This window comes from Butyrivibrio sp. AD3002 (assembly GCF_000420905.1).
Taxonomy (GTDB): Bacteria; Bacillota; Clostridia; order Lachnospirales; family Lachnospiraceae; genus Butyrivibrio.
On sequence record NZ_ATVV01000001.1, the window covers coordinates 444995 to 459239 of the forward strand.

The window sequence follows — 14245 nt, forward strand, 5'->3', positions numbered from 1 at the left end:
CAAAAACGCCCCTGCCGTTATATAACGGCAAGGGCAATCAAATCTAATACTTGATAGGAATATTACTGCATTCCTGCCTGCTTAGCAACCTCTTCTGCGAAGTTCTCTTCTCTCTTCTCGATGCCTTCACCGGTCTCAAAACGAACAAAACGCTTGATAGAAAGGTTTGCGCCATTCTCCTTAGCAACCTGAGCAACATACTGAGCAACAGTCTGCTTACCATCTTCAGCCTTTACGTAAACCTGCTGGTTAAGGCAGATCTCCTTAAGCTCTTTCTGGAGACGGCCCTCGAGCATCTTCTCGATGATCTGCTGAGGCTTTCTCTTTCCTTCAGGAAGTTCTTCATTCTCCTTAGTAGCCTGAGCAAGAAGAATCTCCTTCTCATGGTTTCTGAACTCTTCAGAAACATCGTTCATATCAACATACTTAGGATAAAGTGCTGCAATCTGCATTGCAATGTTCTTGATAGCATCCTTGATGTTATCGTTAACAACATCTGTATCTGCCTCAACAAGAACAGAAATTCTTCCGCCACCGTGAACATAAGGTACTACAATACCGTTCTCTGCAGTAACCTTCTCGAAACGACGAATGCTGAGTTTCTCAGAGATAACTGCTGTGATATCGATAAGTGCTTCCTGAACTGTCTTAGAAGTATCAACATTCCACTTCTCAGCCATGAAGCTATCCATATCCTTAGCGTCAGACTCAACAGCCTGCTTTGCAACTGCCTCAACAAAAGTCTGGAACTGCTCGTTCTTAGCAACGAAATCTGTCTCTGAATTAACCTCTACAACTGCTGCAGTCTTATCATCCTTAACTGCGATTCTTGTAAGGCCCTCAGCTGCGATTCTGCTAGCCTTCTTCTCAGCCTTAGCCTGACCGTTCTTTCTAAGGAACTCAACTGCTGCGTCCATGTCTCCGTTTGTCTCAGTAAGAGCCTTCTTGCACTCCATCATACCTGCGCCGGTAGACTCACGTAACTCTTTAACCATTGCTGCTGTGATAGCCATGTGTATTATCCTCCACGATATTTAAATTATATTTTTCAAATAATATTCTGAATAAGGATTACTCCTCAGTAGCCTCTGCAGCCTCTTCGTCTGCAACCTGCTCCTCAGATGTAAGGTTCTCTGCACCCTGGTTAGCCTCGATAACAGCATCAGCCATCTTACCAACAAGAAGCTTTACTGCACGGATAGCATCATCATTTCCGGGAATGATGAAATCAAGCTCATCAGGATCGCAGTTTGTATCGCCGATACCGATAAGTGTAATACCAAGTGCCTCAGCTTCCTGAATGCAGATTCTTTCCTTCTTAGGATCTACTACAAAGATAGCATCAGGGATTCTCTTCATATCGCGGATTCCGCCAAGAACCTTGTCAAGCTTCTCATATTCCTTCTTGAGCTGTGCAACTTCCTTCTTAGGAAGAACATCGAAAGTACCATCTTCCTGCATCTTCTCAAGCTTCTTAAGACGATCAATTCTGCTCTGAATTGTACGGAAGTTGGTAAGCATACCACCAAGCCATCTCTCGTTTACATAGTACATGCCGCAACGCTCAGCCTCAGACTTAACTGCGTCCTGCGCCTGCTTCTTAGTACCAACGAAAAGAACTGTACCACCCTGTGATGCGATCTCAAACACTGCCTTGTAAGCCTCGTCAACCTTAACAACTGACTTCTGAAGATCGATAATGTGGATACCGTTTCTCTCTGTGAAGATATAAGGAGCCATCTTAGGGTTCCATCTTCTGGTCTGGTGTCCGAAATGTACACCTGCTTCAAGTAACTGTTTCATAGATACAACGCTCATGTTATTACCTCCATTTGGTTAATCTTCCGCATTTCTTTGCTCTTTTTGCCCGAAGGGGCGTTAAATCCTCCGGAAAGCTATCACCCTATCCATGTCAGACACCGGATGAAATCTGGAAATACGTGTTTATTTGCTACACTGTCAGCTAAAAATGGGCATAAAAAAACCCAAATGCTCACAGCTTCATAAGAATACCATGATTTTGGGCTTTTGACAAGACATTTTTATTTGGTAATTATTGATGTGATCTCCTCAAAGGAAGCACCTCGAGGGATCTGTTTCGTTCCGGATCGTATAAATCTGTCCTTCCCGGTACTTATAAGGTAGTTATTATACTCAACTCCGTCAGTAATAATTCCTGCCTCTCTTAAAATTCTGGCACAGTCATCCGAATCACTGCCGCTTGGCAAAACAACAATCACATAATTTGTATCACTGCTGTTTGCCACCTGAGAAGTTTCTGAACTTTCATTAGAAGAATCGTTTGCAGAAGCAGCTTCACTTACTGAGGCTTCTTCCGGGGCAGTTTCTGACTCGTCTGTTGAAGTTTCTGTTTCTGAAGTTTCTGTTTCTGAAGTTTCTGCTCCTGTTTCTTCGGCTTGAAGAGTTTCTGTGGAAGCTGTTTCAGAAGCGTCATCCGAAGCGAGCTTAACATCTTCTTCGGCTGAAATGCTTTCACTGCTTTCTCCAGTCGGTTCGCTCTCCTGCGTCTTTTCATCCACTTCAGGAACTGATTCACCTGCTGCAGACTCGTCTTCGTGGATTTCTTCAAATATTTCTTCTCCTTTTTCATCCACTTGCGAATCGGATGCAGTGTTATTGGCTTCATCGATTACCTCCGAATTCTTAGCCGTCTCCGAATAGCTTGACAACGTACTTTCGGCTTCAACCATCCCGAGCTGCTTAGCCCTCTTTATTATTTCCTCATCACTCATTTTGGCAGTACGTTTTCCAAGCGCAATACCCATTATCACAGCTGTAAGGACAATTCCGAGACCAAGTCCCCTTAAATAATATTTTAGTTTCATGATAACTCTTTCATTCCCCCAAAACCGCTGTTACATTATTGAACTGCGGTTTTTCTTATGTTTTCCGGCAAGATCTATTACAAGCTTAACCTCTCCTATGCCAAGTCTCAGTTCTCTCGCAATGACTACCGCTGACTTTCCTGCCTTATGCATATCAAGTATTTTCTGATTTCTTGAAGCGGGATCACTTATTACATCATTATTCGGAACAACCACCTCTTCAATAGTCTTTTTCCTTGTAGCATCGGAAATTGAAACTACCTTCGCAGGCTTTTCAACCTGAGCAGGTGCCTCTTCCATTGAGATTTGTTCAGTAGAATCATCTACAGCAACAGCAGTCTGAATTTCAGGCTGTACGAGGGGAGTGTTCTCAATAACCTCATCAGCAATATCATCAAGAAAATCATTCTCATCTGAATCCGGCCAATATTGTGAGCGAAGTTCCATTGGCTCGTTATCATAATACTCCAGTTCTTCCGACATAGCCTGGGTTGCACTTTCAGGCTCCGAACCTATTACTCTGTTCTGAGTCTTTTTAGCTGCAGCAGCATCAGCTCTGTCAAGAATGTCGGCAAGTGATGAAAACTGCGGTGCTGATTCCTCCTGCGCCCCTGCCTCAATCTCCGCCTGCTTTGCTTCTTCCTGTAATCTGGCCTGTCTTGCGGCTTCTTCTTGTAACTTAGCCTGTCTTGCGGCTTCTTCCTCGGCGCGTAGTCTTGCTTCTTCCTCAGCCGCTTTTCTTTTTGCTTCAGCCTCTATCTCAGCTCTTCTTCGCGCTTCCGCTTCACGCTCTGCCTGTCTTCTTTCTTCCTCTTCGCGAAGAGCCTGTTCTCTGGCCTGAGCCTCCAGTTCAACCTGTTTTTTGGCCTCTTCCTCAAGCTCAGCCTGCCTTTTAGCTTCTGCTTCCTTTACTTCCTTGGCAGCACGATTAGCCTCAGAAACAGTGTTTTTGAGGTTCTTGTGCTTGTCATTAAGCATATCATACATAAAAACTACTTCATCATGATTTTTATGGATATCATTCATGACAGTATCTGAATATTCGCTTATGGCAGACATCTTCTCGTTGGTTACCCTGTCCATTGCACGCTCGGCCTTATTAATTGCCTCCTCCATGCAATCATCAAGCATCTCATCGATTTGTCCCTGAGAATTCTTGATCGCTTTGGAAACCATATCATTTATCTTCTGATTGGTCTTGTCAAAATCGAAACCGGCAGCCTCTTTGCCTCCCGGAATCAGATACCCTATTATAACCGCCAGGACTCCGGCGGCGATTAAAATTATTTCCGTGACACTTATCATAACATCCCCACTCGAGCAAAAGTATCCCGCTCCTCCATAACGAAATACATTATCTAGTATTATAAAGTGTTCAGATTTTGAAGTCAAACCCCGAGGAAATATGCATATCCAGAGGCTTTCCATCGGCCCCTATAAGGGTTTCAGACAGCTTTTCAAGCTCCTCGGGAGTTCTATACTTGTTTTTACCTTTTCCGCCATTTCCAAAGTACTCATTTTTTCCTTTTTCTTTGGCATCGTGTTTTTCTTTTTCCTGCTGGGAGACGTCTTCTTTCTTAATCACAGAATTGGACTTCTGATCAACTTCTTTGTTGAACTCGGTCTGGAAGGCATTCTGATCAGTGAAGACCTTGTTGTCTTCATTTTGCTTAATCTGTGAAAAATCGTTAGTTCTTAAAACATTGCCCTGAAAATCAATTCTGTTAATCGACATATTTACCTCCCTTCTCCCGCAATATATCTCCCCTTTCTATAATTATTATATCGTACCAAAACGCAAAAAACCTTATATTGGCCCGGTTTTTACATATCCATCCCTAAGTTCGAATCTGCAATAAGTAGATTCTGTTTTGAGCGTAGTCTGCTGATCACCGATATGAATTGTAATTCCCGGATATGCCGTCCCTTCAACTACGACGTAAGCATCCTTTGAATCCGCAAGCTTTTGCTGAAGCTGCTCAAGTTCTTTATTGTTCTTCTCAATCTGAGATACCAGAACTTTATTCATTGTGATAAGCTGCTGAGCCTGTCTGGTCTGTTCCGGCGAAAGCTGTCCGCCTGTTCTAAGTCTTTTTGTAATGGACTCAACGGTTGGCTTTATAGTAACCAGACGCTTGGTCGAATCCGCAACTGCCTTTTGAAGTTCCCTTATTCTTACTTTTATGTTGGGATCCGCACCAACTTCAATAATGGTTGTGGCTCCCATATCACTTCCAAGATCCTTTGCAGTTATCTTATCAGTAGCTGTAACTCTGCCGCCCGCAATAAATCCCTTTTTACCGGAAACGTTGATTTCCGTTCCGGAAGAAACATTTGAATGAAGGATACTCTCGCTTGTAACACTTCCTTTCGCAGTTACTTTCGAATTTTCAATAAACTTGGTAACAATATTACCTCCGGCCTTTATTTCTCCTTTACCCATACCGTTAATGCCGCGTTCCAGAATAATATCGCTTCCGGCATTTAAGCTGGCACCTTCAACAACACCTTTTACGATAATATTTGCACCTGCTTTAATTGAAAAACCTGATGCTACAGTTCCTTTTACTACCACACTTCCGTCATAATTTATATTTCCCGTCGAGACATCAACGTTTTCAAACTCTATAACGTTACTTACCGTAACTTTACCGTCCTTCAAAGTGACATGCCCATCTGCATCAGCATATAAAACGAGCCCATCCTCGGAAAGATAAGTATTTTTGCCCGGAACAAGCTTTAATGCCTTTACGGGATGAGGATTCAAAATCTCGCCATAAATATTCTGTCCGGGATCTCCGGGATCTTCGGGCGTTAGTATGGCAAGCTGCTCGCCTTTATGTACATGGTTAATAATATTCAGATTAAAATAGTCAACACTGCCGTCTTCACGCATAGTGGGTTTCGCATGCAAATCCGCCTTGAAGGTATAATCAACCTTCGCATTGGTCCCTTCTCTTGTTTTTGACCCTTTTGCCACCACGATTTCCTTGCAATATTCTCTATCAGAGAAATAGTTGCTTATAGCTTCAGAATCTATCCCAAATACAATATTTCTGTACGCAAGATCTTCGATAAACTCCTTAGGGGTCATCTCCTCTGCACCTTCGGAAGGCGCATAAAAAAATGCCGAGGCCTCCATACGGTCACGGGAAATAGTGAGCCTGTAGCTCTCTCTTTCCGGGAAAGCCGCGTTGTCATTTAAAACAACAAGCTCTCCTGTCGCTTGCGTAACAGCCTCGTTCAGCACTTGTGGTCTATAGCTTATTGATCTTTCATCAAGGTATTCCTTGATATCATCATATTGAAGGGTTTCTCCGAAATCTGTAGGCGGAAAAACCTTTATACCGGTCGTAGTGGGCATAGTGATTAGTTGAAAATAACCGTTCATTCATACCCTCCTGTCAATTAGCCCCTTTAGCCAAGTTGTGTAAGTATGCCCATGTACTTTCCGAGTTTTTCTCTCATTTTTTGCAGAGCTCTCGTGTGCAACTGTGAAACTCTGGACTCGGAAACCTCAAGCACATTGCTTATTTCCTTTAGTGTCAGTTCTTCGTAATAATATAAAAGAATAACTTTCTTCTCTTTATCGGTAAGAAGAGCCAGACTTTCGGCAAGCATCTTCTTAAGTTCTTCTTTTTCAATTGCTTCCTCGGGTTTTTCAAAACTCGAGGCAAGATTATTGGTATCCTCCGGAACATCGCTTCCCTGTTCCATAAATTCATTCAGAGAAACAACGCCGGTAACCTTCATCTGATTCTGCCAGTTTACATACTCATCATCGGAAATACCGAGTTTCGAAGCTATCTCCGTATCAGTCGCAGGATGCCCCTGTTCTTTTTCGATCTCATGTATCGCCGCCTCAATTTTTTTCTGCTTCTGGCGGATGGTTCTGGGAATCCAGTCCATCTTCCTTATCTGATCAAGAATCGCACCTCTTATACGGACGCTTGCATAGGTTTCAAATTTGACATCCTTCATAAGGTCAAACTTATCTATGGCGTCAATCAGACCAAAAATACCATACCCAACAAGGTCGTCATACTCAACGTTGAAGCCAAGGTACATGGAAAGTCGCCCCGCCACCAGTTTCACAAGCGGAGCATACTCCAAAATAAGCTTCTCTCTAAGTTCAGGTGCTTTATTCTTATGATATTCATTCCAAAGCTTACTTCTTCCAGTCTCATCCATAAGCTAACAGTCCCTGTCAAAATTCCGAAAAGTCTTCCCCGACTACGAAATCATCGCTTTCTCCGAATGGATTATACTCATTCGGTGTATTTTGGTTTTCTGTTTCTTCATCTGCCAAAGCAGCAGCCTCTTCGGCAGCCAGCCTCTCAGCTTCGGCCTGCGCCTCAGCTTCGGCAGCAGCAAGTTCATCGGCTTCTCTTTGAGCTATAGCCTCTTCCTGAACAAGAATTGCATCTTCTTTGGCTCTGTTCAAATTGTCAAAATGACTGACAATCAGCTCAAAAAATCTACCAACCACAAAAAAAACAGCCAATGATAAAAGAAGAGTTTTAATCCAGGCTCCGATTTCGTAATGCTGCAGAAGTGTGAATATCGCCATGAATCCACCTCCAAGCAGCATAACGAAAGCGGTAATAAGTCTTGTCTTAGGAGCTTCGGTAATAACCCTTGTCTCCCTATGAAATTTTCTTTCTTTTTTCTTCTCTTCCGGCTTTTCTTCGCTGGCCTCTACTATTTTCTCTTCAGTAATCTCTTCAGCACTCATATCGTCTTTTCCGGTTTTCCTACTGCTCTAATGACAAAGTTGCCGTTCTCTGGATAGAAAATAACAGTACGTCCGTAAGAATCTCCGGTATCCTGCGCCAAAATAGGAATACCCAGTTCTTTTAGTTTTTTAATCGTAGCTGCTACATTTCGTTCTCCCACACGCATGGTAGCATTGCCGGAATTAAACGCAAACATCTGGGCGCCACCGGCTATCTTTGCCACAAGGCGTGATTTATTGGCACCTTTAGCCACTACCTGCTTAATAAGTTCATCAATTCCTGTATCCGCAAATTTCGGAATATTGGAATTGTTTTTTATTTCTTTAGAATCAGGTAGCATAATATGTGCCAAACCGCCAATTTTCGTTACCGGATCCCTTACAGCAATCCCTACACAGGAGCCAAGTCCAAGTGTCGTGATACCGTCAGGAGAGACGCAAATATTAAGATCGGCCATACCAACCTTGATAATTTGACTCATTCACTTAGCTCCTTATCCACTAATTGTGACATCTCCCATTCCAAGAGATGAAAGTATCTTGCTGTAACCATCCATATCAGGCAGAAGAATGAAATATCCGCTCAGTGTCTCGGTGTCAAAAAAGCTTGTCTCAATAAGAAGAATCTTGTCACCCATCATACCGAACTCAATAGCAGGCACAGAAAGTATTGCTCCCGCCATATCAATGGCAATAAACGGTACTGAAGGCAGCAACTTAAGATTAGTAATCATGGAAAGTGAATTCAGATAAGAGCCTGTAATAATGTTACCCACTTCCTTGATTGCTGAAAGCTCCGTATCATCAAAAGGAACTGTTTCGTCCTTGTCTTTAATACCCATAAGCATATTAACAAGATGTCTGGCTGCTTTCATACCCAGAAGGAACATAATACTTCCATTAATGTCCCCTTCAACGCTCAGATAAATGCCTGTCATAATCTGTTCAGCACCACCCATCAGGTCTCCGACGTCCTTAAAATCAAGAAGTCTTACCTGTGGTACAGACATATCAACCTTAGTATTAAGCATCTGTGCAAGAGCTGTTGTAGCATTTCCTGCGCCGATGTTGCCCAGCTCTTTTAAGACATCAAAATACTGGCTGGACAGATTCTCCAAACTCATTTCACTCAAAGGTCTTCCTCCTTCAAATACTCTTAAGCCTTAGCCTTGTCATCTTCCATCTCTACCATTCCAAGATCAAGAATGGAGACAAGCCCACCTTCATATTTTCCAACACCGCTTATGAAACTGTTAAGCTTTTTGCCCTTATCGGCACTGTAGGTTACCTTTTCAATGCTCTTACTTCCAAGAGTAAGAACCTGATTAACCTGATCTACAATAATTCCAATAAGTGTATCTTCCTCAGCCTTAAGAATGATTATTCTGCTCTTGTCCGTTATCTCATCCGGTTCCATATCCATCTTGAGTCTGAGGCTCATTACAGGAACAATGACACCACGAATGTTGATAACGCCCTTAAGGTAATGCGCTACCTGCGGAACCCTTGTGATCTGCTGCATACGTACAATGTTATCAATATATTTGATATCTATTCCATACTGTTCGTCGCCAAGCCTGATGATAATATACTGAATCAGTTCGCCGACATCCTGAGTATCTCTTAATTCATTCATAATATTATCCTTTCTTTGTGGAAGTTATGCTAACTGATTTGTATCCAGGATCAGAGCTATCTCGCCATCACCAAGTATTGTTGCGCCACTTATCATACGGCACTTATTCATGTATCTGCCAAGAGGCTTGATAACAATTTCCTGCTGTCCCATGAGTTCATCAATTACAAGACCAAACTGCTGATCACCTTTTCTTGTGATAACAACAACAAGATCTTCATCCTCATTCTTCGTGCTCTCTGTTTCAAGAGCTCTGCTTACACGAATAATAGGAGTTACACTTCCGCGAAGATTAATAACCTCCTTATTCTCAACTGTTTTAATGTCGGTCGGAGCAACGTCCTCAATACTCTGAATTGAATCAAGCGGAATTGCATATTTCTCACCGCCAACTACAACCATCAGAGCCTGAATGATAGCAAGTGTCAGAGGCAGTCTGATCTGCCAGGTACTTCCTTCTCCAAGCTTTGTCTTAACACTTACTTCACCGGATAGGGACTCAATCTTTGACTTAACAACGTCAAGACCTACACCACGTCCTGATACTTCAGTAACCTGCTTTGCTGTGGAGAATCCGGGATGGAAAAGGAAATCCACGCACTGCTGCTCTGTAAGTGAAGCTGCTTCCTCAGGTGTTACGATACCTTTCTCAATAGCTTTGTTCTTAACTATTTCAGCATCGATACCGTTACCATCGTCACCAACTTCGATAACTACGCTGTTACCATCCTGGAACGCATGCAGGAAAATATGACCTTCTTCGGTCTTTCCTCTCTCGGCACGAAGTTCTGCGGACTCAATACCGTGATCGGCACTGTTACGCAACAAGTGCATCAGAGGATCACCGATTTCATCAACCACGGTTCTGTCCATTTCAGTATCTTCACCGGTCATGGTCAGTTCCATTGTCTTGCCAAGCTGCTTATTAAGATCTCGAATCATACGAGGGAATTTCTGGAGTACGCTCTCGATAGGTACCATTCGGACTTTCATGACAGATTCATGAAGATTGGTAGTAACGCTTTCCAGATATTCTATCTGCTCGTTTACATTGCCACTTACAATTCCTGCTGAATTTGCGGCAGATATCAAAGAGTTCTTCGCAATGATAAGCTCACTTACCAGGTTCATGAGGACATCCAGTTTATCGATATCAACACGAACTGTGCGGTTAACAACAGGCTTACCAACAGGCTTCTTGCCTCCGGCATCCTTAGCCGGTGCCTTCTCTGCAGGCTTAGCTGCAGGCGCTGCGGGTGCTGCAGGAGCAGCTGCTGCGGGTGCAGGTGCTGCTGCGGCTGCAGGTGCTGCTGCGGGTGCTGCTTCCTCGGTGCTGGCTGCTGCATTAGGATCATAATCACCTATCTCGCAGTCCTCAATTTCAGAAACGCTCTTTACTATTTCTTTGATTTTTTCCTTATCTTCTTCGTCTGTAGAAATGATTAGACTAAAATTGAATTCAAACTTTTCATCCTCAATATCCTGGGTAGAAGGCTCGGAAACAACAAGCTCGCCGATATCCTCTATTCCCTTAAACACGAGGAATGCTCTGGCTGCCTTAAGAATGCAGCTCTCCTGTATCTTAACATTAAGGCCATAAAGCTTTTTGCCCTGACTCTTCATATCTTCCAAATTGCCCTTGGTGTCAGGATCAATCTTTATAGCTCTGTAGTCCTTTGTAGGATCAGCATCGGGTGCAGGTCCTCCTGCTGCAGGCGCTGCTGCGGGCGCTGCTGCAGGTGCTGCTTCTGCTGCAGGTGCCGCTTCTGCTGCGGGCGCCGCTGCAGGTGCTGCTCCTCCACCTGATGCTCCAGCTCTGATATCAGCCAAAGCCTTGATAATATTAGCATTTTCCTCAGTTCCTTCGTCCTGTGACTCTGTGATATTATCCACATAAGCCTGTATTGCATCCAGACACTGGAACAAAGTGTCGATCATGCTTGAATCGATTTTGAGTGTGCCGTTACGCACATCAGAAAATACATCTTCCATATCATGGGTAAGATTCTGCATGTTCTTATAACCCATGGTACCTGCCATTCCTTTCATGGAATGCGCAGAACGGAAAATTTCATTAATACAATCCTCGTTCTCCGGATCCTGCTCCAACTGCATGATGCTGTCATTCAGTGTTTGCAGATGCTCCTTTGCTTCGTCGAGAAAGACGCCTAGATACTGAGAAACATCCATAATCCCTTTACCTCCATAAGAAAACCCTCACGCAGGCGTCAGAAATCAGGAAAAGCTAGTCATCGAACACCTACGTTCATAATGATTTCCTGGGCTACGTCATCAAGCGTAACGACCTGATTAACGAGACCAGCTGTTGCCAATGCCTTAGGCATGCCATAAACTGTGCAGGATGCTTCATCCTGACCAATGACATGTACCTTCTTAACCGATTTCAGATTTTTAATTCCCTCAGTACCGTCAGCACCCATTCCGGTGAGTACCACGCAACAAATTGAGTCGTAATCGGAATCCATAAGTGACTCATACATAAAGTTTGCACATGGTCTTACACCTTCTCTTGTGGGACCGTCCACATAGTGAATGGTGTGCTTTCCACCGGAGGTCAATACATGCATATGCTTTCCGCCTCTCGCGATATAGACGGTGCCGGCCTGAAGAACATCTCCTTCAGCTGCTTCCTTAACCGTAACCTCAGATAAGGAATTAAGTCTCTCAGCAAGGGATGCTGTAAAGCCTTCCGGCATGTGCTGTACAAGTACAACCGGTGTTTTAAGATTTTTGGGAAGTTTGGGAATAACCGCCTGAAGCGCACGAGGCCCACCCGTAGAACTTGCAATCGCAACGATACGATTACCTGTGACCTTGTCTGCATGCTTAGCGACAATATCCACCATCTTACGAGAGGCTTTGATTTCATCAATCGAAAAAGCCTTCGCACTAACCGGCGCTTTTGAATCGCAAACTGCTGCGAGAGTTCTTGTAAGCGTCGTAGTGAAATCATCGCCGCGGCAATCCGAGGCGCGATCCGGTTTGTGAATAAAATCAAGGGCGCCGAGTTCCAAACAGTCGAGGGTAACCTTCGCCCCTTCCTTAGTATCTGTGGAACACATCATAACTTTCACCCTTATTTTATTTTTGTTAATCTCCTTGAGTAACGTAATTCCGTCCATGCGAGGCATGTTGATATCAAGAATACATGCATCATATGAATTTTTCTTCAGCAACTCAAGGGCTTCAACTCCGTCTTTAGCCTTATCTACAACCTGAAATCTTGAATCTGAATTAACTATATCACTAAGTACGGTTCTCATGAGTGCAGAGTCATCAACTAATAAAATTTTTTTCGACATTTAGTTTTGCTTCTTTCTAATTTTTCGTTCTTCCTCAAAGATAAAATGTATGATATCTTCTCTGGAAGTTTCGTCAATGTAGCTGTACTGTATGCGGTGCTCATACAGTCCCGGCCTGTTTTCGAGTTCCTGTACCCGAAGTACGGTGCACACCATCTCGTACTCCACATTATTAATGTTTCCGGGTAAGCGATATGAGCAGTAAATCGTACTGCCCTCTTCATATTGGAAATTAGCGACAAATCGTAAACCACCGCCGCTGATATCCACTATTACACTTCGCTGAAGAGGCTTATTCGTCCCAAGCAGAAGTCCCCAATTTCGTCTTATAGCTTCCACTTCCTCCTCAGAGAATATCCTCGACCTCAGTTCCAACGCACAACTAAATCTGTAGTATTCTCTTCTCTGTAACCTCTGAAGGTTGCTCAGAAGATCAAGGACCAGAATATAGACATTGTTACTTCGATATCTGTCTATGATTCTTCCGTAACACTGGAACAGTCCCCTTGAGCTGTAAAAGCACAAACTATATTCACCGTCCACGGGAAGTAATACCAACTTCCCCTTGTCCATCGGCATGAGTACTTCAATTCTGTCCTCTGACAAAACATCGGTAATCTTGCTTAGGTGAATTTTCTTCGTGCGGCTGTCATCGTCCATCCAGACCTTCCCGATGGCCTTCAGTTCAATTTTGTTGCCTGGCGCAATATAGTCCGCAAGCATACAGGTACCCCTCTTACCTTTTTATTTATTGACCGGATGCTTTGTCTCCGGTATTTTTCTCCGAATTCAATTTGCGACCTGTAATAATATGTGAAAAAAACGCTGCCATACCCCTTGGCTTATATTTTTCACTCTCCGTTTTCTTCACAAGATCAGCTGCAATCTTTTCAAAAGATTTGGCTGACTTTGAATTAGGATACTGTATTGAAACCGGCGATTGCTGCATAACACCGCGAGCCAACATCTGATCCTGTGGAATAGCTCCCAGATATGCAAGCGGAAGCTTTAAATATCTGGCAACTACAGCATTTAATTTATTAAATAACTGTTGTCCCTCCTCTGCGGAATTAACCCTGTTGGAAACAACTTTAATCATCGTATTGTCTCTGGAAAATCTCTCCTGCTGGTTTAATGCCTTAAGCAGAGAATACGAATCCGTTATCGATGTGGGTTCCGGAGTGGTAACAAGTATTATTTCACCACTTGCTACGAGGAACTCCATAACTGCACTCGAAATACCCGCACCGGTGTCAATTATTATTGTATCTGCAATAGCATCGAGCTCAGCAAGATTAACGATAATATCAACCAGGTATTTTCTTTCCAGATTATACATACCCGAGATTCCCGATCCCCCGGATATAAATCCGACACCTTCGGGCCCCCAGGTAATAATGTCCTTTATATTCTTATGCTGGTAAATCAAATCGCTAAGATTATGTTTGGGTACGGTTCCAAACATAATCTCTATATTGGCAAGGCCAAAATCCGCGTCAAGAATAATGACTCTCTGTCCCATTCTTCTAAACTGTATCGCCAGATTTATTGAAACATTTGATTTTCCTACGCCTCCCTTACCGCTCGTAACCGTTATGATTCTGGCGAGGGGTCTCTGGGGGGCATGTTCTGCTTTTATAATTTCTCTTAGCTGTTGTGCCTGATCCATAAAAATAATCCTGTTTCTATTCTATCAAAATATGCA

At 43.3% G+C, this 14245-nt stretch carries 15 protein-coding genes; all 15 read right to left on the minus strand.

What is annotated here, in order from left to right; translation table 11 throughout:
* Positions 1 to 62 precede the first annotated feature (62 nt).
* Positions 63 to 1013 (minus strand): translation elongation factor Ts, encoded by a 951-nt coding sequence (tsf, locus tag G596_RS0101890; RefSeq protein ID WP_022760136.1) that lies wholly within the window; start codon positions 1011 to 1013, stop codon positions 63 to 65.
* A 58-nt stretch (positions 1014 to 1071) separates the two neighbouring features.
* Positions 1072 to 1818 carry a 30S ribosomal protein S2 gene (gene rpsB, locus G596_RS0101895; protein WP_022760137.1) on the minus strand — a complete coding sequence of 249 codons (747 nt, stop codon included), beginning with the start codon at positions 1816 to 1818 and terminating at the stop codon, positions 1072 to 1074.
* Between the two features lie 224 nt (positions 1819 to 2042).
* On the minus strand, positions 2043 to 2846 hold the full coding sequence (locus G596_RS0101900) for a hypothetical protein (RefSeq protein WP_022760138.1): 804 nt from the start codon (positions 2844 to 2846) through the stop codon (positions 2043 to 2045).
* Positions 2847 to 2876: 30 nt separating this feature from the next.
* Positions 2877 to 4151, minus strand: coding sequence for a DUF6115 domain-containing protein (locus tag G596_RS23360; RefSeq protein WP_022760139.1), 1275 nt, complete (start codon positions 4149 to 4151; stop codon positions 2877 to 2879).
* A 70-nt stretch (positions 4152 to 4221) separates the two neighbouring features.
* Positions 4222 to 4581 (minus strand): hypothetical protein, encoded by a 360-nt coding sequence (locus tag G596_RS0101910; RefSeq protein ID WP_022760140.1) that lies wholly within the window; start codon positions 4579 to 4581, stop codon positions 4222 to 4224.
* Between the two features lie 72 nt (positions 4582 to 4653).
* Positions 4654 to 6237, minus strand: a complete 1584-nt coding sequence (locus G596_RS20540) for a DUF342 domain-containing protein (protein ID WP_022760141.1) — start codon at positions 6235 to 6237, stop codon at positions 4654 to 4656.
* Between the two features lie 26 nt (positions 6238 to 6263).
* Positions 6264 to 7037 carry a FliA/WhiG family RNA polymerase sigma factor gene (locus G596_RS0101920; protein WP_022760142.1) on the minus strand — a complete coding sequence of 258 codons (774 nt, stop codon included), beginning with the start codon at positions 7035 to 7037 and terminating at the stop codon, positions 6264 to 6266.
* Between the two features lie 16 nt (positions 7038 to 7053).
* Complete coding sequence (locus tag G596_RS0101925; RefSeq protein ID WP_022760143.1) at positions 7054 to 7581, minus strand: hypothetical protein; 528 nt, start codon at positions 7579 to 7581, stop codon at positions 7054 to 7056.
* Positions 7578 to 8063: a chemotaxis protein CheD gene (locus G596_RS0101930; protein ID WP_022760144.1), complete on the minus strand. Its 486-nt coding sequence runs from the start codon at positions 8061 to 8063 to the stop codon at positions 7578 to 7580. Before G596_RS0101930 ends, G596_RS0101925 begins: the two co-directional genes overlap by 4 nt.
* A 12-nt stretch (positions 8064 to 8075) precedes the next feature.
* Positions 8076 to 8714 carry a chemotaxis protein CheC gene (locus tag G596_RS0101935; RefSeq protein WP_022760145.1) on the minus strand — a complete coding sequence of 213 codons (639 nt, stop codon included), beginning with the start codon at positions 8712 to 8714 and terminating at the stop codon, positions 8076 to 8078.
* A 23-nt stretch (positions 8715 to 8737) separates the two neighbouring features.
* Positions 8738 to 9217 (minus strand): chemotaxis protein CheW, encoded by a 480-nt coding sequence (locus tag G596_RS0101940; RefSeq protein WP_022760146.1) that lies wholly within the window; start codon positions 9215 to 9217, stop codon positions 8738 to 8740.
* Positions 9218 to 9241: 24 nt separating this feature from the next.
* Positions 9242 to 11407 carry a chemotaxis protein CheA gene (locus G596_RS0101945; protein ID WP_022760147.1) on the minus strand — a complete coding sequence of 722 codons (2166 nt, stop codon included), beginning with the start codon at positions 11405 to 11407 and terminating at the stop codon, positions 9242 to 9244.
* Positions 11408 to 11466: 59 nt separating this feature from the next.
* Positions 11467 to 12540, minus strand: a complete 1074-nt coding sequence (locus tag G596_RS0101950) for a protein-glutamate methylesterase/protein-glutamine glutaminase (protein ID WP_022760148.1) — start codon at positions 12538 to 12540, stop codon at positions 11467 to 11469.
* Positions 12541 to 13263 (minus strand): flagellar brake protein, encoded by a 723-nt coding sequence (locus tag G596_RS0101955; protein ID WP_022760149.1) that lies wholly within the window; start codon positions 13261 to 13263, stop codon positions 12541 to 12543.
* A gap of 25 nt (positions 13264 to 13288) precedes the next feature.
* Positions 13289 to 14209 (minus strand): MinD/ParA family protein, encoded by a 921-nt coding sequence (locus G596_RS0101960; protein WP_022760150.1) that lies wholly within the window; start codon positions 14207 to 14209, stop codon positions 13289 to 13291.
* Positions 14210 to 14245: the final 36 nt, after the last annotated feature.

What these genes read in the sequence shown, in the direction of transcription:
- tsf (WP_022760136.1), bottom strand. Translation starts at nt 1,013, where the DNA reads ATGGCTATCACAGCAGCAATGGTTAAAGAGTTACGTGAGTCTACCGGC.
- rpsB (WP_022760137.1), bottom strand. Translation starts at nt 1,818, where the DNA reads ATGAGCGTTGTATCTATGAAACAGTTACTTGAAGCAGGTGTACATTTC.
- G596_RS0101960 (WP_022760150.1), bottom strand. Translation starts at nt 14,209, where the DNA reads ATGGATCAGGCACAACAGCTAAGAGAAATTATAAAAGCAGAACATGCC.
- G596_RS0101925 (WP_022760143.1), bottom strand. Translation starts at nt 7,581, where the DNA reads ATGAGTGCTGAAGAGATTACTGAAGAGAAAATAGTAGAGGCCAGCGAA.
- G596_RS0101910 (WP_022760140.1), bottom strand. Translation starts at nt 4,581, where the DNA reads ATGTCGATTAACAGAATTGATTTTCAGGGCAATGTTTTAAGAACTAAC.
- G596_RS23360 (WP_022760139.1), bottom strand. Translation starts at nt 4,151, where the DNA reads ATGATAAGTGTCACGGAAATAATTTTAATCGCCGCCGGAGTCCTGGCG.
- G596_RS0101945 (WP_022760147.1), bottom strand. Translation starts at nt 11,407, where the DNA reads ATGGATGTTTCTCAGTATCTAGGCGTCTTTCTCGACGAAGCAAAGGAG.
- G596_RS0101900 (WP_022760138.1), bottom strand. Translation starts at nt 2,846, where the DNA reads ATGAAACTAAAATATTATTTAAGGGGACTTGGTCTCGGAATTGTCCTT.
- G596_RS0101940 (WP_022760146.1), bottom strand. Translation starts at nt 9,217, where the DNA reads ATGAATGAATTAAGAGATACTCAGGATGTCGGCGAACTGATTCAGTAT.
- G596_RS0101930 (WP_022760144.1), bottom strand. Translation starts at nt 8,063, where the DNA reads ATGAGTCAAATTATCAAGGTTGGTATGGCCGATCTTAATATTTGCGTC.
- G596_RS0101950 (WP_022760148.1), bottom strand. Translation starts at nt 12,540, where the DNA reads ATGTCGAAAAAAATTTTATTAGTTGATGACTCTGCACTCATGAGAACC.
- G596_RS20540 (WP_022760141.1), bottom strand. Translation starts at nt 6,237, where the DNA reads ATGAACGGTTATTTTCAACTAATCACTATGCCCACTACGACCGGTATA.
- G596_RS0101955 (WP_022760149.1), bottom strand. Translation starts at nt 13,263, where the DNA reads ATGCTTGCGGACTATATTGCGCCAGGCAACAAAATTGAACTGAAGGCC.
- G596_RS0101920 (WP_022760142.1), bottom strand. Translation starts at nt 7,037, where the DNA reads ATGGATGAGACTGGAAGAAGTAAGCTTTGGAATGAATATCATAAGAAT.